Here is a 22,002-nt window from a genome sequence, read left to right as displayed (position 1 = left end):
GCCCCATCTTTGCCCCACAGGACGCCCAGCCCGCCCCAGGAAGCGGTCATGGTTTTCACCTTGCCCGCCTTCTCGGCGGTGACCAGCAACCACTCCTTACCGATCATATGAAATACATTTTTTTCTAATTCTTCCGGTTTGATACTCTTCATGTCAGTTCCTCCTGTCAGGCAATTAACGAATCTTGTCCGGGAAGCCTACTTTCTTCTGAACCTTCCGCAGCGTTTTATTGGCCACATAATCAGCTTTTTCTGCATTATTTTTGATCACGGAATCAATGTACGCCTTGTCGCGGGTCAGTTCAGCTACCCGAGCCTGCAGCGGCTTCAGAACGGAGATAACTGCCTCGCCGACTGCCGGCTTAAACTCGCCATAGCCCCTGCCGTCGAACTCCCGTTCCACCTCTTCCGGCGTCTTGCCGGTGCATGCGCAGTAAATGCTGATCAGGTTCTTGATACCCGGTTGCTCGTCGCGGTAGCGGATCTGACCCTCGGAGTCAGTCACGGCGCGTTTGAACTTTCGCATAATGGTATCCGGATCGTCCATCAGATAGATGCTGCCATTGGGGTTCTCGTCGGACTTGGACATCTTTCTGGACGGCTCCTGCAGGCTCATAATCTTCGCGCCTACTTTTCCGACATAAGCCTCCGGTATGGTAAATACGTCACCGTAAATGCTGTTAAAACGCTGGGCAATATCCCGGGTAATCTCCAGATGCTGCATCTGGTCGATGCCCACCGGAACCACATCTGCCTGATAAAGCAGGATATCTGCCGCCATCAGTACCGGATAGGTAAAGAGACCTGCGTTGATATTGTCCGCATGCTTGGCAGACTTGTCCTTGAACTGGGTCATACGGCTCAGCTCACCCATGTAGGTGTAGCAGTTCAGAATCCATGCCAGCTCTGCATGGGCCGGTACATGGGACTGATAATAGATGCAGTTCTTCTCCGGATCGATACCCGCCGCGATGAACAGGGTCAGAAGCTCTCTCGCGTGCTTCCGAAGCTCCGTCGGATTCTGGCGGACTGTGATGGAGTGCATGTTCGCCACGCTGTAAAAGCACTCGTACTCGTCGCTTAAGGTAATCCAGTTCTTCAGGGCTCCCAGATAGTTGCCCAGGGTCAGATTTCCGGTGGACTGCATGCCGCTGTATAATACTTTTTTATCTCCTAACATCTTGTGTTCTCCTCTTAAAATTTTTTTATGATAAATGTAACATCATACTCGCTATTTTAAAATAAATCAGAAGGCTGCTGGCGTCCACGATGGTGGTGATGAGAGGCGCAGCCATGATCGCCGGATCCAGCTTCATCTTCTCGGCCAGCATCGGCAGTACACAGCCGATGATCTTCGCCAGCACAATGGCCAGCATCAGGGAAAGGACGATGACCAGATTCAGGGCCAGCCGGTCCGGATACTGTAAAATCAACCGGACGAAGTTCGCCGCCGCCAATACCGCGCCGCACAGAAGTCCCACCCGGAACTCCTTCCAGACCACCCGCAAGACGTCCTTCAGTTCGATATCGCCCACCGCCATACCACGGATAACCATGGTGCTGCTCTGGTTGCCGCAGTTACCGCTGGTGTCCATCAGCATGGGGACAAAGCTGAGAAGCAAAGGAAGCACCTGAATGGCTTCCTTATAATCCATCAGGATCGCGCCGCTTAAAATTGACGTAAACATCAGGATCAGAAGCCAGGGAATACGGTTTTTCGCAAGCTCAAAAACGCCGGTCCGAAGATAGGGCTTCTCTGACGGGAACATAGCCGCCATTTTTTCAAAGTCCTCGGTGGCCTCCTGTTCCATGACCTCCACCGCGTCGTCAACGGTAACGATGCCCACCAGGCGATCCTCGTGATCGACTACGGGCAGACACAGTAAGTCATACTTATTAAACGTCTCTACCACGTCCTCCCGATCCTCTGTGGTCACCGCATAGATGATATTTTCATCCATGATGTCCTTTATGATTGTGTCATAAGGGTTCATGAGCAGATCCTTCACCGTCACTACACCCTGCAGACAACGCTTGCTGTCCGTCACAAAGCAGGTGTAAATGGTTTCCTTATCGACACCATTTTCCCGGATGTACGCAAAGGCCTGTTCTACGGTCATGTTCCGCTTCAGGCCGATATACTCCGCTGTCATAATGCTTCCGGCGCTGTTCTCCGGATATTGTAAGAACTGATTGATCAGATTCCGTGTTTCCGGAGTTGCGTTCTGTAATACACGCTTAACTACGATGGCCGGTAATTCCTCCAGCATATCCACCGCGTCGTCCACATACAGATCCTCGACGATCTTCCCCAGCTCATAGTCAGTAATACTGTTGATAATATGCTCCTGGTCGTCTACCTCCAGGAATGAAAATACGTCTGCCGCCAGTTCTTTGGGCAACATCCGGTATACAAGAACCTTCTTTTCCGCCTCCAGCTCTTCGATAAACTCCGCGATATCGACCTCGTTCATCTCCGACATCGTCTCACGCAGCTTCCGGAACTGACGTCCTTCCAGGAGCTCGTTTAACTCCTCCCGGTCATAACTTCCGATTGCCATGCACTCTTGTCCTCCCACGTCGACAGGCACAGCATCTGTATCTCCTGCCGCCGGGTAACGACAGTTTATTTATCTGTAAGAAAAATCCGTGTCTGTCTCTATTCTATTCTGTCTTAAGCCACAACTTCGACTTCGCCCGTCCACGGACTCCTCACTTCCTTTTTTCGCATAGATTAGGCGTTCCCGCCCGCCACTCTTAATCATAGCACTAAAGGGCTGTTACCGTCAACCGATAACTGCCCTTTCGAGTTTTATGATTTTCTATTTTCCCTTCAACCGCTTATCTGATTTTACAGAAAGATGCGTTCCTACGCTCTGGAAAATCTGCACCAGCACGATCAGAAGTACCACAGCAATCAGCATAACCAGATATTTATAACGGTAATAGCCGTAGTTGATGGCAATTTTTCCCAGTCCGCCTCCGCCGATGATACCGCTCATGGCTGAGTAGCCGAGAATCGTGGTAATCGCAATGGTGAAATTGGAAATCAGGGAAGGCACGCTCTCTGGAATCAGCACCTTTACGATAATCTGAAACGGGGAAGCGCCCATGCTCTGGGCCATCTCGATGATATTCGGATTTACCTCTCTGAGGCTTCCCTCCACTAGCCGGGCCACAAAGGGAAAGGCCGCGATAACCAGCGGCACAATGGACGCCACGGTTCCGACTGCAGTTCCCACAATGAGTCTCGTCAGCGGAAATACCATAATCATCAGAATCAGGAATGGCACGGAACGAAGCAGGTTAATGATTACATTCAGCACATGCATGACGCCCTTCGGCAGGGGACGCACGCCGTCCTTCTCGCCCACCACCAGAAGCACGCCGAGAGGCAGGCCAAGAATCACCGCAAAAGCTGTCGCCAGAACCGTCACATAGACGGTCTCCCAACAGGCCAGCGGAATCTCTGTCTGTAGAATCCGCAGGGTCTCCTCTATGGTCTCCGGGGAAAATAATTTATCGAACATCGCCTGTCACCTCCTCTACCAGTACATCCGGAATGCTGCTTAAGTAGGAAATCGCACGTTTTACTACATCGTCATCATCCGGCAGTCCAAGCAGCATATTGCCATAGGCCTTGTCGCCGATACTCTTGGTGGACGCGCCCAGAATACTGGCTGTAATCTGCTCGTCGATAGCCATTTTCGCAATCAGGGGTTCTCTCGATGCTACCGCGCCGCTGAATACGACACGGATCCGGCGCTCGCCCGGAACCTCCTCCAGAATCTCGTCGGCGCCGTCCGGGAAGACCAGACGCTTGGCCGCTTTGGACTTGGGACTGGAAAACACCTCGCTTACCACGCCCTCTTCCACCACGGAGCCGGAATCCAGAATAGCCACCCGGCTGCAGATCTCTTCCACCACGCTCATCTGATGGGTAATGATGATGACCGTAATGCCAAGACGCTCATTGATGTCCCGAATCAGCTCCAGAATCGCATGGGTGGTCTTCGGATCCAGGGCGCTGGTGGCCTCGTCGCAGAGCAGTACCTTCGGATCGGTAGCCAGGGCTCTCGCGATGGCAATACGCTGCTGCTGTCCGCCGGAAAGCTGGGCCGGATAGGCATTGGCCTTATCGGGAAGGCCGACCACGTTCAGAAGCTCCAGGGCACGTTTTTTCGCTTTCTCCTTGTCCATGCCGATGAGTTCCAGAGGGAAGCAGATATTTTTCAGGCAGGTTCTCTGCATCAGCAGGTTGAAGCCCTGGAAAATCATAGTCACGTCCCGGCGCACCGCCCGAAGCTCTTTATCTGACAGCTTCGCGATGTCCTGGCCGTCGATGAGCACCTGGCCTTTGGTAGGCCGCTCCAGCATATTGATGCAGCGCACCAGGGTACTTTTTCCCGCGCCGCTCATACCGATGATACCGTAGATGTCGCCGTCCTGAATGTTCAGATTCACATTCCGGAGCGCTTCCACGGTTCCGTCGGCGGTCTGGAATTCTTTGGTCAAATCTTTAATTTCAATCATAAAACCCCTCCGTCTGGATTTTTCTCGTAGATCCGAGAAGCCGACAGCCTGTTGCCACAGACCGTCGGCTGTCACTTTTTCTATTATAACATTATTTTGTAATCGCGTCCAGACTTGTCTGCTTGCCGCCGTACAGTCCCATGGGCTCTACGTGGATAGCCGCTACCGATACGATATGAGTTCCGTTCTGCTCGTTGAAGTCATCCAGGTACGGCTTATGCTGGAAGTAGTTTGCGTCTACCTCGCCGCTGTCTACCACATTGTTCGGCTGTACATAGTCAGTGAACTCCATGATGTCCAAGGTAATGTCCTTCTCAGCCAGAATGTCCTTTGCCACCTTCAGGATGTCTGCGTGGGGTGCCGGGGATGCCGCTACGGTAATGGTGGTTCCTGCCAGCGCGTCGTAATCTACACTTGCGTCATAACCATCTGTGGGATTGTCCACAGTACTGATCACTGCTCCGTCATACTGCTCTGTGATGTAATCTGCTACCGCCTGGCTCTCCAGAGCTGCCTTCAGAGCTTTGATCTTATCTGTGTTCTCATTGCCCTCCTTGACTGCCAGGATATTGCTGTAAGCGGAAGAGGAACCCTCCATGGTCAGCGCGTCGGCGGTGGGGTTCAGACCTGCGTCGATGGCGTAGTTGGAATTGATGATGGCGTAATCCACGTCCTTCAGTACGTTCGGTACCTGGGCTGCCTCTACCTCTTTGAAGGTGATATCATAGGGATTCTCCGCGATATCTGCTACGGTAGCGGTGATGCCTGCGCCGTCCTTCAGCTTGATGTAGCCGTTCTCCTCCAGCAGAAGAAGGGCTCTCGCCTCATTGGTGGTATCGTTCGGTACTGCGACGGTAACTCCCTTGCTGCTGCCGCCGCATGCAGTCAGAGACGCAGCTGTTACTACGCCGAGTGCCAATGCCGCAAGTTTCTTTGTCAGCTTTCTCATAATATACTCCTCCTTGTTTTTTACATTACCTGTATTTCCTATTGGTTAAGTAGGATTATATAGGCTCTGCTTTTATTTGTCAAGCGTTTTTTATATCATAACGGACTTTTTCCGTCTTTGCAAGCAAATATCCCGATTTTCAGATAGGAAAATCGGGATATCATAACTATTTTATGACACGCAGGCCAAATACCGGCATCGGATTATAAAACGGGCTGTTTTCTTCCCGGTAAATACGCTGATAGACATCTGGATCCACCGTCACCTCCGCGCATCCGAGATGCTTTAATATCTCCACATCCCAGGATGGACGGCTCATACCATTTATCATAAGCTGCTTTTTAATCTTATCACATTCCTCTAACTGACCGCAGCTCATATGATTGTGGGCATGCTCCTCCGGAAGCCTCTCAAGCTCCCCCAGCAGATCCTCTTTCCCGTAATCCGCGTCAAAATTCAGAATCACACCACCGTCTTTCAGTACCCGCAGCCACTCGCCGTATGCCTCCGCCGGGTGGGGCAGGGTCCAGGTCAGATTCCGGGAAACAATCACGTCGAACGTGCCATCGGGAAAATCCGGATGCTCCGCATCCATCACTTCGAAATCTGCCTGCACGTCCCGCTCGTCTGCAATCATTTTCGCCTTCTCTATCATAGCCGGTGTCAGATCAATACCGGTTACCTGATGGCCCAGCTTCGCCAGCAGCACAGAGAAAAAACCGCAGCCGGTTCCCACATCCAGAATCCGTAAAGTTTCTCCCTCCGGCAGCCCCTTCTTCAGTTCCCGAAGCCAAAGCTCAGCCATTTCACTGTTTAACTCCTCCTCACGAAGACGGGCGAAGTCTTCACTTCGCCTGGTCCAGTAGGAAGATATCTCTTTCTTTATCTCTTCCATCTCTATTTTACCGCCTTAATCATAAACATCGGTGTCGATGCGTAATTTACTTTCTCTGTGTCGCTCCAGACTCTCTGCCATACCTGCTCATCTGTACGGACGCTCTGAAAGCCCAGATTCTTCAATACCTTCATATCCCAGGCAGGACGAATCACCGGACTTAAGGGAACATTTCTGGCAATTTCTTCCATTTCATCAATATCCGTACCGATATAATGGTCTTCCATGGCCTGCTCCTCCACATGCTTCCGGTCTTCCTCATATTCCCGGCGCTTCTCGGCGTCAAAGAGATGGCCGTACCAGTTGGCGTCGAAATTCAGAAGCTGTCCGCCGGGCTTCAGTACCCGCTTCCATTCCTTGTATGCCTCGTCCGGATTCTCCAGATTCCAGGTCAGATTTCGGGATACCGCCACGTCGAACTGATTGTCCGGCAGTTCCAGCTTCTGGGCGTCCATGCGCATCCAACGGATCCTGTCCGCATAACGGCCTGCATTTTCCTTCGCTTTACAGAGCATCTCCTCCGTGTAATCCACGGCTGTCACCTGGTAGCCCGCCTTCGCCAGAATGATGGCGAAAAAGCCCGGGCCGGTGCCGATATCCAGCACTCTGATATCCTTCGGTTCCCGGTGCGGGAACTCCATTTCCAGTGCCTTAAGCCACCGGTTCTTCTGCTCTGTCGCCAGCTCCTCCTGATTTACCTGTGAGTACCCTTCCGCCCGGTTTGTCCAGTACTCTTCAATTCTGCCAAGCATCTGTCCCATGTTGTCTCTCTCCCGTATCTCATGCAGCGTGCTTCTCCGTCTCAGCCGCATGTTCTTATTGGTAAAAATTATAACAAAGCCCCCCGGAGGCCACAAGCCTCCCGGGGGGATAAAAATTTGTTCTAAATCTGATTTAATTTATAATACGGAATCTACCAGCATTTTCGTATATGCGTCCTTTGGATTCTGAATCACTTCATCCGGGATCCCTTCTTCTACGATCCGCCCATCTTTCATAACGATGACACGGTCACAAAACTGCTGCACCAGTGCAAGGTTATGACAGATAAAAACATAGGACAGCTTCTTATTCTCCTGTAAATTCATAAGCAGATCGAGCACTTTCTTCTGAACTGTCACATCCAGCGCGCTGGTAGCTTCATCACAAATAATAATCTGAGGTTCTACCGCCAATGCTCTGGCAATGGCAGCCCTCTGGCACTGACCTCCGCTGACCTGATGGGGATATCTGTCCATGTAAGAAGCCTCCAGGCCACACTGTTCCAACAGGTTCGCTGTTTTTTTTCGGATCTCCTCTTTGGGAACACCTCTGTTTTTCAGGCTTTCTCCGATTCCATAGCCTAATGTCTTTCTCGGATCAAAGGAACCAACCGGATTCTGGAAGACCATCTGAATTTTATCATAAATACTTTTAAGTGCCCTGCCTTTTCGATGTGTGATGTCCTGCCCATCCAGAATAATCTGTCCCTCTGTCACAGCTTCCAATCTTGTAATCAATTTTGCAACTGTACTCTTTCCGCTTCCGGATTCTCCGACAATTCCAAGGATTTCCCCTGCCCGCAGAGAAAAGCTCATGTTTTCTACCGCAGTCACATCCCGTTTTCCATGTTGATGGAATACTTTTTTCAGATCTTTCACCTGTAAAATGTTTTCCATACTCAACTGCCACTCCTTCTAAGCTTCGGTACTGCAGACAGAAGCTCTTTTGTATATTCGTTGCGCGGATGTTCCAACACCGATTTTGCCGGACCATATTCCATCCTGTTTCCATTCTGAAGGACCAGTACGGTATCTGCCATAGCCGACACCACACCAATATCATGCGTCACGATGATGATCGCCGTTCCAAACAATTCCCGGACACGAAGCATCTCCTGAACCACCTGCCTCTGAACCGTCACATCCAGCGCACTGGTAGGCTCGTCCGCAAACAATACCGGCGGATTCATCAGCATGGAAATGGCGATACCTGCGCGCTGATTCATGCCTCCGGACATTTCAAAAGGATAGCTGTCCCAGATCCGCTCCGGTTCCTTAAAATTCAGTTTTGATAAAAGCTCAAGGGCACGTGCCTTTGCATCCGCCTCCGTGATTTTTCCATGTGCTTCCATACTCTCGCAAATCTGACTTCCAATGGTCCGGATCGGGCAAAGCGAAGCGCCTGCATCCTGAAAGATCATGCCGATTCCGGCGCCACGTATGAGTCGAAGCTCCCGTTCCGGCATATCCACCAGATTTTCTCCCTTAAATGTAATATCTCCTCTGGTCACCAGGCCATTTTCGCCAAGCAGTCCCATGGCAGCCTTGATCAATGTGCTTTTCCCGCTTCCGGATTCTCCTACCAGTCCAAGGATCTCTCCCGGACAAAGAGAGAAGGAAATATCATGAACCACAGGATTTCCGTCAAAAGAGATCTCCACGGAATCATATTTCAATAATGTATCGTCCATTCCATAACCCCTGAATCACTGTCAAAATTATATCCTTAGTTGATATCAAGATCAGCCGTCAGCTCATAGTAATCGCATGCATGTGCGGTAAGGCCTGTCACATTTGCCTGACTGATCACACTCATCTTTAAGAAAGAGCAGAATACAAACGCATCATCATCCAGAAGCTGCTGCTGCATCTCAATGGCAATCTGGTTTCTCTCTGTCACATCGAACGTGCTGTTCAGTTTCACTGCCAGCTCTTCCAACTCATCGCTGTGATACTGTCCACGGTTCTTGGTGGACGCATCCAGACAATGTGTAGAGAAGAAGTTAGTCGGATCTCCCAGACCACAGTTTACATTGGCGCCTACATATACATCCCATGCTGCCGGATCTTTACAGATCGTATTGTGGTCTGCAGTTGCGTTGATCTGTACCTCTATTCCGATCTCTTTCAGAGTGCTCTGTGCAGCCTCTGCCAGCAGCGGCAGTTCCTGACGGCTCGGATAGGTAAGCCACCGGATGGTCAGCTTCTGTCCGTCTTTTTCACGGATTCCATCACCATCGCTGTCGGTCCATCCGGCTTCTTCCAAAACCGCTTTCGCTGCTTCCGGATCATAAGTCTTCGCATTCAGTGTGGAGCCTCCGAACGCTACCGTATCAGGGAAGGCACCCGTTGCCACATATCCATATCCATTCAGAAGCACCTTAACAAAGGATTCCTTATCAATACCCATGGCAATGGCTTCACGGACTGCGTCATCTGCCACAACCGGAGATGCATAATTCATCTGTACGTAAAAGGAACGGCTGGTCTGCACACTGGTAAACTGGAACTTGTCATTTTCAAAAATCGGATAGCTTGCATATGCCATACCATATGCCGCATTGATCTCGCCGGACTGCAGTGCCAGTGCCAGAGTATCTCCATCTGAAATGGTACGGACCGTGATCTCATCTATGTTCACATTTCCATCCCAGTAATTTTCGTTTTTCACAAGCTTCAGATGATCATCTGTCACCAGTTCGGTTGCCACATACGGACCGGTACCAACCACGATTCCGTCATCCGTCACACCCTCATCCACATCAATGATACATCCATAGGGCTCAGACAGATAGTTCATCAGACTCGGGCACTCTTCGGCCGTATGGATCGTCAGAACCAGACCGTCTGCCTCCATAGACGCAATCTTCAGATCTCCTGCCGCGCGCTCATGCACAGCGATCAGATTCTCCAGACATTTCTTTACCGCTTCCGCATCACAAGGTTTTCCATTGGAAAAGCACACCCCATCTTTTAAGGTGATTTTCCAAGTAAGATTATCTACCAGCTCATAGCCTTCTGCGATCCACGGTTCCAGTTTCATGGAATCATTGATCTTCATCAGAGTCTCTCCGACTCCATAGCGCATACATGCCCATCCGCAGTATGCACTGTGCGGGTCAATCGTAGATTCCTCGTTTTCTGCATTAAATGTAGTATCGCCAAATACAAATGTCTTTTTACCAGTGGTACCTGCATCGGTTGCAGCCTGTGTACTTGTACTGTCTGCAGATCCATCTGTCTTTTCTGAACCACAGCCTGCCATGACACCTGCCATCATGGTCAGCGCCAGAAGTAATGCAAGAATTTTTTCTGTTCTTTTTTTCATATATTTACTCCCCGTTTCTTTTACTTTTTTATATCTACCTTGAATGAGAGTTCTTCGGATCCATATAATCACGGATCGTATCTCCCAGAAGGTTAAATATCACCACAGATACAAAGATGGCCAGTCCCGGAGATAATACAATCCAGGGATAGGTCTGCAGCATGCTCCGGCCACTGCTCATCATGCTTCCCCACTCCGCCACCGGAGGCTGGGCTCCCAGACCCAAAAACGACAGTCCTGCAATCTCCATCATCATTGTACCGATATCTAACATAGAGGTAACCAGAATCGGTCCGACAATATTGGGAAGCACATGCCGGAGAATCATCTGAAGCGCCGAATCACCTGCCAGCTGCGCGGCCTGCATGTACGGCAGACTCTTCATGGACAAGGTCTGGCTTCTGGCAATTCTGGAATACTTCGGCCAGCTGATCAGTGCCAGTGCAATGACCGCATTCTGCACACCACCATTTAAAATGGCTGCAACTGCCATAGCAAACACCAGACCCGGAAATGCCAGGCAGATGTCCGAGATCCGCATCATCACGGAATCAACAACTCCGCCATAATAACCACAGAAAATTCCAACTATCGTTCCAAACACCGTAATGATTGCGACCAAAGCAAACGTAGAAGAAATACTGGTCTGCGCTCCAATCAGTACGCGGGACAGCATATCCCGACCATAGGTATCCGTTCCCATCAGATGAGTCGCGCTGGGCGGCTGCATGGCCTGGGACAGATCCTGTGCGTAAGGATCATAAGGACAGATATACTTTGCAAAAATCGTAATCAGCAGCAATGTCGCTGCCAGTGCTGCAAACAAAAATAATTTCATCCGGATCCGGTTTCTCTTCACTTTCTGAACCCGGACAGTCACCTGACGCTCCTGACTCATTCCCGATCACCTCCCAGACGGATCCTCGGATCCAGAAAGCGATAGGAAATATCTGTCAGCAGATTGACCGCCACATAAATAATCGCCATCCACATCACATAAGCCTGAATAATCGGGTAGTCACGCATGCTGATAGCATCCACTGCCATCTTTCCGACCCCATCCCACATGAAGATAGATTCTACAATTGCAGTTCCTCCCAGAAGACTTCCTACTGATAACATCAGCAAGGTAATGATTGTTACCAGAGAAGCTTTCATAACACTGCCCCACAGGATTCTGGAGAATTTGACGCCTCTTGCTTTTGCTCCGACCACATAATCTTTACTCAGTTCATCCAACACCGTTGCCCTTACCTGGCGAAGATATTTCGCGCTCATGGCAATGGCCAGTGTAATTGCCGGCATAGCCACACTTTTCAGACTGACCCCGGTTGCAATTACCGGAAACCAGCCCAGACGGATGGCAAACAGATACATCAATAACAGCGATACAAAAAAATTCGGTAAACTATTGCCAATAAAGCTGAATGTCCGGATCAGATAATCTGAACATCGATTTTGATGAACCGCCGATAAAATACCTAACGGAACAGAAATCAAAATCGTCAGCAGAATCGATGTGACCGTCAAAAGCAATGTTGCCGGAAGCTTGGATATAAATGTGGAGAACACTGGTTTACCAGACACATAACTGGTTCCCATATCCCCATGGAGAAGTCCTCCCAGCCAAACCACATACTGCGTCAGAAAGGGCTTGTCCAGTCCAAGCTCCTCTCGGGCTGCATCCACGACTTCCTGCGAAATATTGCTTCCGGTATTTTCCATTTTCTGCTCTACCACATCACTTCCGGCAACTCTCATCATGCCGTAGGAAAGAAATGTGATCGCCAGCAGAATCGGAATTAACTGAAGAAGTCTTTTTAAGACATATTTTTTCATGTATTGCAATCCTTTCCACAACAAAAATGCCCGAAAATCTAAACATCGGATTTCGGACATTTTTATTCTCTGATAAAATTGTAAGGCAGGAATGGGTTTTTCACAAGCCCCAGGCGGGGTTGTTACGTATTCCTGTTTTTCCTGTATTTTCATTCCTTTTTGGAATTTTCCAGTTTTCTCTTTACATATGCGATAAATTCTTTCTCCAGTTCGCCCAGCTGTTCCTCATTTCTGCTGACACAGCCAAACACTACCTCATTCTCTTTTCCCTCCAGCAGGATTCCCTCGGTACCACTGTAGGTTCCATCCAGGCTTTCACTGCTCAGATTCCAGAGATCAGAATGCTCCAGAAGATGGCGGAGCAGCGATCCGCTGTTCGTGGTCACAGACGTCTGCGGCGATTCCAGGGAAATGCCCTCTATGGCTCCCAGGCGTAGCACATCCTCCGGCCGCACCTCTGTCTGGCTTCCCTGAACCAGGCGGAGTTCTCCGTCCGCTGGCGGAAATTGTCCTATCTTTTTTCCTCCGTAAAGCATCAATTGAATTTTTTTTAGAGGTTCAAACTGTAGCTGGTACTTCCGCATCAGGAACTGGGCGGAGGCGCTCTGTTCTTTCAACAGATAAATGAAGCCCAGATCGTCCTGTCCTTTCTGTACCCGCTCGATGACGTCCCGGACATTTCCCTCAAAGTATTCATAATAGTCGCCCTTCTGGTACGTGCGCTCATAAAACTCCGTAAACGCCGCTTCCATCCAGGAGGACGGATTCACCGATACCTTCAGACTGCGTACCGGACTTTTCCCGGCCAGCTGCTCGATCTGCTCCATAGTATCCAGCACGTTGACCGCATAGTTATAAAGCTCCTGTCCCCGGGCTGTCAGCCGGATTCCCCTTCCTGTCCGTTCAAAAAGCTCAGTCTGAAGCTCATGCTCCATGGCATGAATGGTCTTGCTAACCGAGGACTGGGTGGTGTATAAAAGTTCTGCCGCTGCTGTAAAGGAACCTGCCTCCACGCAGGTTACGAAGCAGCGGAGCTGTCGGATTTCCATGGGTTGATTTCCTTTCCTGTTCTATCTGTTCTGTCCCCTATCAGTTCAGTAAAATAGAATCCTGCTCTGCAGGATTCTCCGCCTGCGGCGGGTCGCTTTAGCGACATCATTCCATTCCGCCGCAGTGCAATCCCCCGGAGGGGCTTTTTGCTCTATAGGAATCATAGCTTTCACGCTTTAACGTAACACGGTGTTTCCTATAGAGCCAAAAAGAACCGTGCTTTTCAAACACGATTCTCTTTGTGTTTTTCTCGAATAGAATGTTTATAATTGGGATAGCTCAAGCTTAACAAATCTTCCGGCTCTCCGCAAGCCCCGGCGGGGGTTCTTTCTGTCTTTTTAACTATCCCATTTTTCTACGCACACGCATTCCTTTTTGGAATAATTACATCGTTCTGCGATTCCATTCCTCTCCGGAATCTGTTGCTCCAACGGATGCGCCCCCATACATAAAGCAGAGGATACCAAGCTTCATGCTTACGGATTCCATTACAGAATATATTTTCGCCACAGTCCCTCCAGGCACCAGCCCAGGGTCACCGCCTCCACGTCTTCCGCAGCCTCCACCGTATAGACCTTCACCACCTGGCCGTCCAGCAGATAGCGGACACTGCCCAGAAGCGTCCCCGGCTCCACCGGAGCGGTTACCTCCTGGGAAATATGGGTTTCCACCTGCACCTGCTCGTCTTCTGAGAGCAGAAGCTTCAGATCAGGTTCCTCCGACGAAAGACGAAGTCGGATCCGGGCCTCTTCCTCCAGATTTCCACTGTCCGGAATCCCGTTTTTCACCGGAAGCTTCGGAAGCTTCGGCTCCTGCCACACATTCCGGTAGGTAAAGTGCTCCAGCCCGTAATTCATGAGCTTCCGGGTATCGCTCCATTTGTAGCTGCGGTTGTTGGGCCAGCCGCAGGCCAGAAGCGCCACGATAAAAGTCCGTTCCTCCTGCCGCAGAGCCCCCACATAGCAGTACCCCGCATTCCCCGTAAAGCCGGTCTTGCCGGTCAGAGCGCCTTCCATCATATGCAGAAACGCATTTTTATTGCCCACGGTAAAGGTTCTTATGCCCTCCAGATCGCTGAAGCTGTACGCGTTTGTCCGGGTAATTTTTAAGAACTCTTCCTTTTTCGGAGACTGCATAATGCAATAACGCAAAATCCGGGCCAGATCCGCAGCCGTGGTCGAATGAACGCCTGTGTCATCCTCCGCATCCAGCCCATTGGGCGTAATAAAGTACGTGGCGTAACACCCAATATCCCGGGTCTTGGCATTCATGAGGGCCGCGAAGCCCGGAACGGTTTCACCCACATGCTCCGCAATCGCCACCGCGCTGTCATTATGCGACTCCAGCATCATGGAATAGAGAAGATCTCCCAAGCGATAATGCTCCCCCGCCCGCAGATGAAGCTGCACGTCCGGCATAGATGCGGCATAATCCGAGATCATAACAATATCGTCCGGATTCGCATTCTCCAACGCCAAAATCAGGGTCATGATTTTGGTGGTGCTGGCCATGGGACGCTGTTCCTCCGCGTTTTTGGCATACAAAATACGCCCGGTATCGGCATCCATCAGGACGGCCGACTGGGCGTAGAGGGCAAGGGAGTCGTCGCCTGACGCGGCCCCGGCCTCTACAGGCAGCACAATGACAATGAGATGCAGGAACAGGAGTATAGAAAGCAAAGCGGCCAGAAATTTTTTCATAATCAGGGGACATCCCAGGGTATATTTTCATTTTATATTTATTCTCGGAGAGGGCGTTTTATTCGGGTGGATAAAAATACCCTCCTTACTGGTTGTCCAGTAAAGAGGGTACATATCACTTGCCGGAAGGGATTTTGTCAAGAACTTAATTCTCCAGAGCCTGATAGCTTTTTGACAGGAACATGATGTACATGATACCTGCCACCAGACTCAGGATCACGGTAACGACACTGCCTGCGACCGCCAGCACTGTTCCCAAAACAGGAATCACTGCAAGAATCGTCAGAACGATATCCGCCACATAGCATCCCAGATTAATCTTCCATACAGACCGTCCCTTATCTGCCACAACCCGCTGGTTCAGCTGATCCATCACCTCTGCCACCGACAGGCAGACCGCCCGGACAACCAGAAGCGCCAGAATATCATTTACAACAGAAAAAACCGTAGCAAAAACTCCCGTGCCAGCCAGATTACCGATTACACTTACGACCATCTGTACAATGGTAAGTGTAAAGGCTGTTTTGCAGCCTTCAATGTCTTTTCCTGCGCTGTTCAGTCCGATCAGGGACATAATTGTAAATACAAATACTCCGATCAGTCCGATTACTCCGATGAACGGAATCATCATAAGTACCACGCAGATAATAGAACCCACCTGAGCTGTGAACATTTTTTTGAGACCGAATGCTGCATTTTCGTAACCATACATGGATAACTCCCCCTTTTTGTCATTTGATTTGAGTATATCACTTTTTTCGATTCTTTTCTACAAGGTTTTGTTATAAGACAGACGAAAGCGCTGCGAAAAAATTTTTTCACCGCGCTTTCTGACTTTGATAATTGTGTTATTTCTTGCGCTTCGCCGGAGCGCCGCATCCACAGCTTCCACCGCAGCTGCAGCCTGCGCAGCCCATGCTGCAAGTAGTTCCGCAGGTCTTCTTGTTGTGGATCAGAGTTCTGATACAGCATACTGCGATGATGGCCACGATTGCTACTACGATAATGTCTGCTAACATGCTCATGCACCTTCTTTCAAGCTTCCGATTCGATACATATTTCTCCGATCAATGACTCCGGCTTCTTCCAGGGTCTTGATCATACGGTATACCGTGGCAATGCCGACGGTCTGATCTTTTTCTCTTACCTGATAATAGATTTCTTTGCAGCAGGAACAGTCATTCTCCAGGATGGTGCTGATAATCAGCTTCCTCTGTTTGGTGATACGAAATCCGCGCTCCCGCAGGCGTCCAAGAATCATCTCCTGACTCATATTCTTCCATTCCTCTCCTGACATTTTATCTCCTATCCTATGTGGTTTCAAGAAATTTTTGAATAAGGTTTATTGAGAATAACTCTCAATTTCTTTTTCCAGTTCCTATTAAAGCACACTCAGATCAGTTTGTCAATACTAATTGTTTGTTTTAACTAACTCTTTAGGATGGCAAAAGGGCCCTTTCGGGCCCTCCTTTTGTCTCCTTATCTATACCAGCTTTTTCGCAAGCTCTGCAAGGTTCGCCTGGTCGTCGTCGCCCGGCTCGTTGTTGGCGATTACGGTACCGACTACTTCTGCTCCGGCTTCTTTCATGCGCTCTTCCCATTTGCGCATCCACTCGCCGTCGCCCCAGTCATAGGAACCGAACAACGCTATCTTTTTACCGGATACGGATTTCTCCAGCTCTTCTACGAACGGCTCCATCTCGCCCTCGTCCAGCTCCTCGTCGCCCATGGCGGATGCGCCCAGCGCAAAGACGGTTTCGCCTTCCAGGTCTGTCGGAGATACGCCGGATACTTCGCTTACTTCCGCGCTTCCCCCGGCATTCTTGATTTCTTCAGCCAGCATTTCTGCCATTCTCTCTGTGTTTCCTGTGCTGCTCCAATATACTACTTTCATGATGCTCCTCCTGATTTTTCTTTTCTTATTTATTTATAAACATTTATAAAAAGCTGTTTTACAGCCCTTTATTCCTTTTTATGCTACTGTCTGTGCCGCGCAGCATTCGCGAAAGCTAAAGCCTGCCGCCAGCATGGTGGTCAGCGCCATTTTCAGCTCGTCGTAGAGACGGAAGGCCGCCCGGGCCTGTTCCACGTCGCCGTAAACCTTCCAGTATCCGCTTTCCAGAGCGTCCTTGCCCTGATGCTCGATGAAGCCTTCGATATCGGCCAGCGGATATTCCAGGAACAGACCGATCTCATGGGGAAATGGATTTCCATGCTTCTGATAGCTTTCGTAGCGTTCCGCCAGCAGACTCAGCTGCTCCTCCATTGTCCGGCCGGCATAGCCGTGTTCCTTCAGAAAGCTCTGATGCCCTTCTCTTTGCAGATACCGTTCCAGACGCTCTCTGTCGTAAAAGAGGATATGGCAGTATTTTCTGCAGCTGCAAAGCTGTACCCAGGAAATTTTGCTGTCCGCAAGCACCTCCGGTAGCGCATCCATCAGTTCCCGTCTCGTCGCTACCAGATTGGCTGTCTTACGATGACAGAACACCGGCGCGCAATGATTGGCCAGAAGCCTTTCCAGCTCACATTCCGCCCCTGCCATTAGCAGTAGCTCCCGAGAATCTCTTCCAGCGCCGCCTGGCTGCTGGTATGGCAGCGAACGACTTCGATGTTGTTCTTCTTGGCTTCCTCCAGGGCACATTTGACCATCTTGTGGGATACGGTGTTCGTAAACAGTACGAACAGATCCGGTCTGCCCACCTGCTTTTTCAGGTCGCCTGTCATCTGGGTGAATACCTTTGCCTTACATTTATGCGCCTTGCAGATGTCATGGTACTGGCGCACCATCCGGTCGTGTCCCCCGATTATCACTATACTCATACGCATGCCCTCTCTTTCCTGTTGTAAAAATGTCCTGACGCGCATTGGTTAGTTCTCGCTAACCGCTCGCCTTTTAAAAAGAATCCATTTTTCAGGATTCCCATATGTTGGTTTTGTTATGTACTCAAAATGGCTTCTGTCTGTCCGTTTTAAATAGTTTTGTCAGTTAGTTCTTCCTAACTCATGTATTTATCCTATCATACTTATAGGGATAGCGCAAGAGGATTCGTTGATACTAATTCTCAATAAGGTATCATTTACATGTTTTTATTGAAAAATCATACCAACAACGCCCGCTTTCAGCATAGGAAAGAATGTGCCACTGCGCCGAGTGCGATCCCCCGGAGGGGCTTTTTGCTTTATAGGAATCATAGCTTTCGTACTTCGACGTAACATAGTGTTTTCGATAGAGTAAAAAGAGCGCATCCCCGCAGGAAATGCGCTCTGTCTCTGTTCCTCTGTTTTTAGATGGCCGGTGCGTGCTCCAGCAGATATTTCTCTGCTTCCGCGTTCCACAGACCGTTGGTCTTCGCCACGATCTTCGCCAGCTCCGCGAACATCGGATCTTCCTTGCCCTTCTCTTCAAAGTCTGCGATAGCAGTCAGGGGCAGGGAAATATGGGTGTAAATCAGTTTCTTTCCGCCCGGTACCTTCGGCAGGTTCAGAGTGGTCTCTCTTGCCACGTTCAGGCCGCCGATGTGGGTTACCAGAATCGCCGGATCCAGCTTGCCCTGGCCAATCATGGACAGACACTCCTTCATATCGTCTGTATTGCCGCCGGAGGTTCCTACTACATGGGTTCCTGCGTAATGGACGTTGTAGAAGTTGAACGGCGCGGAGAAAGCCGGATTGGAGGGACCTGCGAAGAAGTTCAGGCAGCCGTCCTGTGCCAGAATGCTGTCAGCCAGCTCTACTACCGGAGCTACCGGAGCGAATACCAGCACATCGTTGAAGCCTTCGCCGTCTGTGAAGTCCATCATAAACTTATGGGCGTCCTCTACCTTACCGGTGTTGGCATATACCAGCTTGATACCCTTCTTGGCAGCCTCTTCCGGCGGAAGCACCTGAGCCGCACGGGCCAGTCTCGCGTCGTCGATGTCGGTAACTACTAAGAGAGACGGACATCTGTCACAATGTGTAATGTAGTCGATAGCAGCCAGTCCCATGGGACCTACACCTGCCAGAATTGCCATTTTGCCGCCCTCTACGATACCCATGTCATGCTCGTATTTTCCTCTGGTGGCATGGTACATGGCATGGAAGGTTCCTGCTACGCAGGACAGGGGCTCGGTCAGGGAGCCGCCGAAGAAATTGTCGCTGTCAAAATGAAGCAGACAGCCCATTTCCATAACTTCATTCGGAATAATAATATAGGTAGCGTCGCCGCCGATGTACTCATAGGAGTATCCCGGAGCTGCCAGGCTGCCCTTGTAGTTCAGAGCCGGCTGGATAGAGAATTTCTCACCCTCCTTGAACTCATGTGCCCATTTTGCTCCTACCTTTACCAGGTCACCGCAGAACTCATGGCCGATGATAACCGGATGCTCTTTGATATTTTCCGGAACACGCTTGTGATCCTCGCCCTGCATTGCTGCCTTGTAGGAGGACATGCAGATGCTGTCGGATACGACTCTTGCCAGGATCTCGTCGTCCTTGATCTCCGGAAGCTCATATTCGTCCAGACGTAAATCCTCTTTTCCGTAAAGTCTCAGTGCTTTTGCTTTCATAGTTCTTCTCCTTTTATGATATCTATAAGGTTAATCTACTTTCTCACGCTCGATTAACTTCCAGGTGGCGTCTACCAGGTGCTTGAACTGCGGATCCTCCAGCTGCTTGCAAATCATACTCTGGCGGGAGGAATTCACGTCCTCGCCGGAAATCTCCATCATGCCATAATTGCGGCAGAGCTTCTGCAGTCTGGTCATCTGCTCCTTCGTATTGCGGGCCGGCATGTAAGTGACGCCGTGTACGCCCTCTTCCTTCAGCATTTCAAACAGCTCATCCAGGAAATCATCCTCGAATTTGGCCGCCTTCTTGTCGCCTGTCACAGAATTCGTCACGTCGCCCAGGTAGGGATAGCAGAGAATCGCGCCCACCTCGTCGGCCAGCTTTACCAGATCTGCAAAAGGCATGCATTCATCGGTAGCCGGTACATAGATCTTGGACACCAGTTCTGCTTTCATCACGCCCAGCAGGTCGTAAATCAGATGTGGGTTCTCCGGATCCGACAGCCGTGCTTTTGCAGTGTCATTTAATGCGACGCCCAGCTCCTGCTCCACAAAGTCCGCACAGCCTCCCCGGGGTGCTTTGTCCAGAATCTTCTGACTTAAGGCGCAGAGCACATGGCGCTCGGTGATGGAACCGCCGTTCTGATACTGGGAAATGGGAACGACGTCCTGATCGAAATCCACTTCGATACCGTAGGGCTTCATCAGCTCATTGATATTCGCCACCATCTTGCGGTTCCGCACATTTCGCTTTTCCCGTAAGGGAGCGAAGACCTCGTCCAGACGCTTGAAGCCCGTCGCCGGGATACTGTGAATGGCCATGTAGCAGATGCCTGCCTGATCCGGGTTATTCAGCTTCCGGCCTGCCATCTTCGTGGCAGACAAGTCTACGCGGCACTCCATGCCACAGGTAGTGCCAATCCCGGCGATCTTGCCCGCTTTCCGGAACTCCACGGCTCCGGCGATACTGTCATGGTCCATGATTCCGGCTGTCTGAAGGCCCTCGTCCCGGGCACAGTACACAGCCGCTGTCGGGGAGTACGGGGAAAATGAGTAAATAGTATGTATGTGATTGTTAGCGAACTGAGGCTTTACCTCCGGCTTTTCCTTCTCGCCTCCGATCAGAATGGCCAGATTTGCCAGCCGCTCTTCCGGTGTCGGCGCATTCAGAAGCTTCAAAACCTCCTGCCGCTCCACAAATTTATCCATAAAACCCTCCTGCCTGAAGCTAATTCAGCATAGTCTGACCACCGGTAACCGGGATCGCCTGGCCTGTCTCAAACTGCTGCTCCACTGCATAGAACAGAGCCTTCGCCACATCCTTCGGCGTACAGCCTCTGTGAATCGGGGACTTGGAAAGGTAGTAGTCCTTTACATCCTGTACGGTCTTCGCTCCCGGAACCTTGCCTGCGTTCAGGTACTGTACAAAAAGTCCTCTCTCCGGATCGGACCACAGGGGGCCGTCGTAGAAGTTGCCCGGGCAGATGGAATTTACTTTAATATTTGCGGAAACCAGCTCCAGCGCAAAGCTCTGGGTCAGACCAATGCCGCCGAACTTACCGCCTGCGTAAGCGCTGTTGTTCTTGGAGCCTACCAGACCGGACTTGGAATTAATCTGGATAATATCGAACCACTGCTCCGGATCTGCCTCATGCTGCGCCTTCATGATGGCGGACGCGTACTTGGCAGCGTTGAAATATCCGATATAATTTACTTTGGTTACAAACGCGAATGCCGCCGGATCCATATCATCCAGGCTGCCTGCTTTCAGAACGCCTGCATTGGATACAAAAATGTCGATGCCGCCAAAATGCTCTACCGCATCGCAGACCATCTGCTCCATGGAAGCCGGGTCGGATACATCCACCTTCAGACCCACGGCGCGGTCTCCAAATGTCTTGGCCGCTTCCTTCGCCTGATCCACGTTCAGGTCTGCAAGTACGACACTTGCTCCCTCATTATACATCTCTGTGGCAATTCCCAGACCAAAGCCCTGGGCTCCTCCGGTTACCACTGCGATTTTACCAGCCAGACGGCCTGTGGTCGCCGGACGGTTGTGAATGTTTTTCTTGGCATATTCCTTTGCTTCTGCCAGATTCATGATAAATTCCTCCTTTGATGTGTGTGTTTCTTATATTCCTGATTGTTTATCCGCAATTTATGGTTTTATTATAGCATTATTTCAACATAAGTCAATATAAATATAAATAAATCCAACACAAAATCAACACATTTTATTTTTGCATCAAAGAAATTTCATACGAATTTTCCTGTTACCTAAAAACAGACGCTTCCACCACCTTTTATCCGGCTTCTGTGGAAACGTCTGTTTCTTCTTATTATAATAATATCGTAGCTTTTGTCTCTCAAGTGTGTGATTATCCCACGGTTACGTCTGTAA

Annotated in this window: 22 protein-coding genes and 3 pseudogenes; all 25 read right to left on the bottom strand. The window is 50.2% G+C overall.

The features are described 5' to 3' along the window. Window positions 1–152, bottom strand: a pseudogene (locus ACTRC3_RS09435) (flavin reductase family protein); the annotation flags it as partial. A gap of 22 nt (window positions 153–174) precedes the next feature. After that, a complete protein-coding gene (gene trpS / locus ACTRC3_RS09430) occupies window positions 175–1,179 on the bottom strand; it encodes a tryptophan--tRNA ligase (protein WP_440322878.1) in 1,005 nt (334 codons plus the stop codon). Between the two features lie 25 nt (window positions 1,180–1,204). Next, window positions 1,205–2,560, bottom strand: a complete 1,356-nt coding sequence (mgtE, locus tag ACTRC3_RS09425) for a magnesium transporter (protein WP_440322877.1) — start codon at window positions 2,558–2,560, stop codon at window positions 1,205–1,207. 261 nt (window positions 2,561–2,821) lie between these two features. Next, the gene (locus ACTRC3_RS09420; RefSeq protein WP_178038673.1) at window positions 2,822–3,529 is read right to left on the bottom strand and encodes an ABC transporter permease subunit; all 708 of its coding nucleotides are present in this window, start codon (window positions 3,527–3,529) and stop codon (window positions 2,822–2,824) included. Continuing rightward, on the bottom strand, window positions 3,519–4,532 hold the full coding sequence (locus ACTRC3_RS09415) for a methionine ABC transporter ATP-binding protein (protein WP_440322876.1): 1,014 nt from the start codon (window positions 4,530–4,532) through the stop codon (window positions 3,519–3,521). The genes ACTRC3_RS09420 and ACTRC3_RS09415 overlap by 11 nt, the downstream gene beginning before the upstream one ends. Window positions 4,533–4,632: 100 nt before the next feature. Further along, a pseudogene (locus ACTRC3_RS09410) lies at window positions 4,633–4,914 on the bottom strand (MetQ/NlpA family ABC transporter substrate-binding protein); the annotation flags it as partial. Window positions 4,915–4,992: 78 nt separating this feature from the next. Further along, window positions 4,993–5,481 (bottom strand): annotated as a pseudogene (locus ACTRC3_RS09405) (MetQ/NlpA family ABC transporter substrate-binding protein); the annotation flags it as partial. 166 nt (window positions 5,482–5,647) lie between these two features. Then, window positions 5,648–6,376 (bottom strand): class I SAM-dependent methyltransferase, encoded by a 729-nt coding sequence (locus ACTRC3_RS09400; RefSeq protein ID WP_440322875.1) that lies wholly within the window; start codon window positions 6,374–6,376, stop codon window positions 5,648–5,650. A 2-nt stretch (window positions 6,377–6,378) separates the two neighbouring features. Continuing rightward, window positions 6,379–7,137 (bottom strand): class I SAM-dependent methyltransferase, encoded by a 759-nt coding sequence (locus tag ACTRC3_RS09395; RefSeq protein ID WP_440322874.1) that lies wholly within the window; start codon window positions 7,135–7,137, stop codon window positions 6,379–6,381. 138 nt (window positions 7,138–7,275) lie between these two features. Beyond that, window positions 7,276–8,034 carry an ATP-binding cassette domain-containing protein gene (locus ACTRC3_RS09390; protein WP_178038668.1) on the bottom strand — a complete coding sequence of 253 codons (759 nt, stop codon included), beginning with the start codon at window positions 8,032–8,034 and terminating at the stop codon, window positions 7,276–7,278. Between the two features lie 2 nt (window positions 8,035–8,036). Continuing rightward, a complete protein-coding gene (locus ACTRC3_RS09385; RefSeq protein WP_440322873.1) occupies window positions 8,037–8,828 on the bottom strand; it encodes an ABC transporter ATP-binding protein in 792 nt (263 codons plus the stop codon). Window positions 8,829–8,863: 35 nt separating this feature from the next. Beyond that, window positions 8,864–10,465 (bottom strand): ABC transporter substrate-binding protein, encoded by a 1,602-nt coding sequence (locus ACTRC3_RS09380; protein WP_440322872.1) that lies wholly within the window; start codon window positions 10,463–10,465, stop codon window positions 8,864–8,866. A 34-nt stretch (window positions 10,466–10,499) separates the two neighbouring features. Next, a complete protein-coding gene (gene nikC / locus ACTRC3_RS09375; protein ID WP_440322871.1) occupies window positions 10,500–11,363 on the bottom strand; it encodes a nickel transporter permease in 864 nt (287 codons plus the stop codon). Then, window positions 11,360–12,304, bottom strand: coding sequence for a nickel ABC transporter permease (nikB, locus tag ACTRC3_RS09370; protein ID WP_440322870.1), 945 nt, complete (start codon window positions 12,302–12,304; stop codon window positions 11,360–11,362). Before nikB ends, nikC begins: the two co-directional genes overlap by 4 nt. Window positions 12,305–12,453: 149 nt before the next feature. Beyond that, window positions 12,454–13,353, bottom strand: a complete 900-nt coding sequence (locus ACTRC3_RS09365) for a LysR family transcriptional regulator (protein WP_440322869.1) — start codon at window positions 13,351–13,353, stop codon at window positions 12,454–12,456. Between the two features lie 489 nt (window positions 13,354–13,842). Beyond that, window positions 13,843–15,054 (bottom strand): D-alanyl-D-alanine carboxypeptidase family protein, encoded by a 1,212-nt coding sequence (locus ACTRC3_RS09360; protein WP_440322868.1) that lies wholly within the window; start codon window positions 15,052–15,054, stop codon window positions 13,843–13,845. 145 nt (window positions 15,055–15,199) lie between these two features. Beyond that, window positions 15,200–15,766, bottom strand: a complete 567-nt coding sequence (locus tag ACTRC3_RS09355) for a hypothetical protein (protein ID WP_440322867.1) — start codon at window positions 15,764–15,766, stop codon at window positions 15,200–15,202. 136 nt (window positions 15,767–15,902) lie between these two features. Then, on the bottom strand, window positions 15,903–16,073 hold the full coding sequence (locus ACTRC3_RS09350) for a FeoB-associated Cys-rich membrane protein (RefSeq protein WP_440322866.1): 171 nt from the start codon (window positions 16,071–16,073) through the stop codon (window positions 15,903–15,905). Between the two features lie 2 nt (window positions 16,074–16,075). Continuing rightward, window positions 16,076–16,351 (bottom strand): Fur family transcriptional regulator, encoded by a 276-nt coding sequence (locus tag ACTRC3_RS09345; RefSeq protein WP_349164245.1) that lies wholly within the window; start codon window positions 16,349–16,351, stop codon window positions 16,076–16,078. Window positions 16,352–16,537: 186 nt separating this feature from the next. Next, window positions 16,538–16,948 (bottom strand): flavodoxin, encoded by a 411-nt coding sequence (locus tag ACTRC3_RS09340; protein ID WP_440322865.1) that lies wholly within the window; start codon window positions 16,946–16,948, stop codon window positions 16,538–16,540. 78 nt (window positions 16,949–17,026) lie between these two features. Continuing rightward, window positions 17,027–17,596, bottom strand: coding sequence for a DUF3793 family protein (locus ACTRC3_RS09335; RefSeq protein WP_440322864.1), 570 nt, complete (start codon window positions 17,594–17,596; stop codon window positions 17,027–17,029). Further along, a complete protein-coding gene (locus ACTRC3_RS09330; RefSeq protein WP_178038654.1) occupies window positions 17,596–17,874 on the bottom strand; it encodes a DUF2325 domain-containing protein in 279 nt (92 codons plus the stop codon). The genes ACTRC3_RS09335 and ACTRC3_RS09330 overlap by 1 nt, the downstream gene beginning before the upstream one ends. A gap of 464 nt (window positions 17,875–18,338) precedes the next feature. After that, on the bottom strand, window positions 18,339–19,601 hold the full coding sequence (locus tag ACTRC3_RS09325) for a zinc-binding dehydrogenase (RefSeq protein ID WP_178038653.1): 1,263 nt from the start codon (window positions 19,599–19,601) through the stop codon (window positions 18,339–18,341). Between the two features lie 30 nt (window positions 19,602–19,631). Next, window positions 19,632–20,810: a PHP domain-containing protein gene (locus tag ACTRC3_RS09320; RefSeq protein WP_349164249.1), complete on the bottom strand. Its 1,179-nt coding sequence runs from the start codon at window positions 20,808–20,810 to the stop codon at window positions 19,632–19,634. A 19-nt stretch (window positions 20,811–20,829) separates the two neighbouring features. Continuing rightward, complete coding sequence (locus tag ACTRC3_RS09315) at window positions 20,830–21,702, bottom strand: SDR family NAD(P)-dependent oxidoreductase (protein ID WP_349164250.1); 873 nt, start codon at window positions 21,700–21,702, stop codon at window positions 20,830–20,832. Window positions 21,703–22,002: the final 300 nt, after the last annotated feature.

Source organism: Laedolimicola sp. (assembly GCF_051972735.1).
Lineage (GTDB): Bacteria > Bacillota > Clostridia > Lachnospirales > Lachnospiraceae > Laedolimicola > Laedolimicola intestinihominis.
Note: the sequence above shows the minus strand (reverse complement) of the source record. Positions and strands in the feature narration are given on the sequence as shown.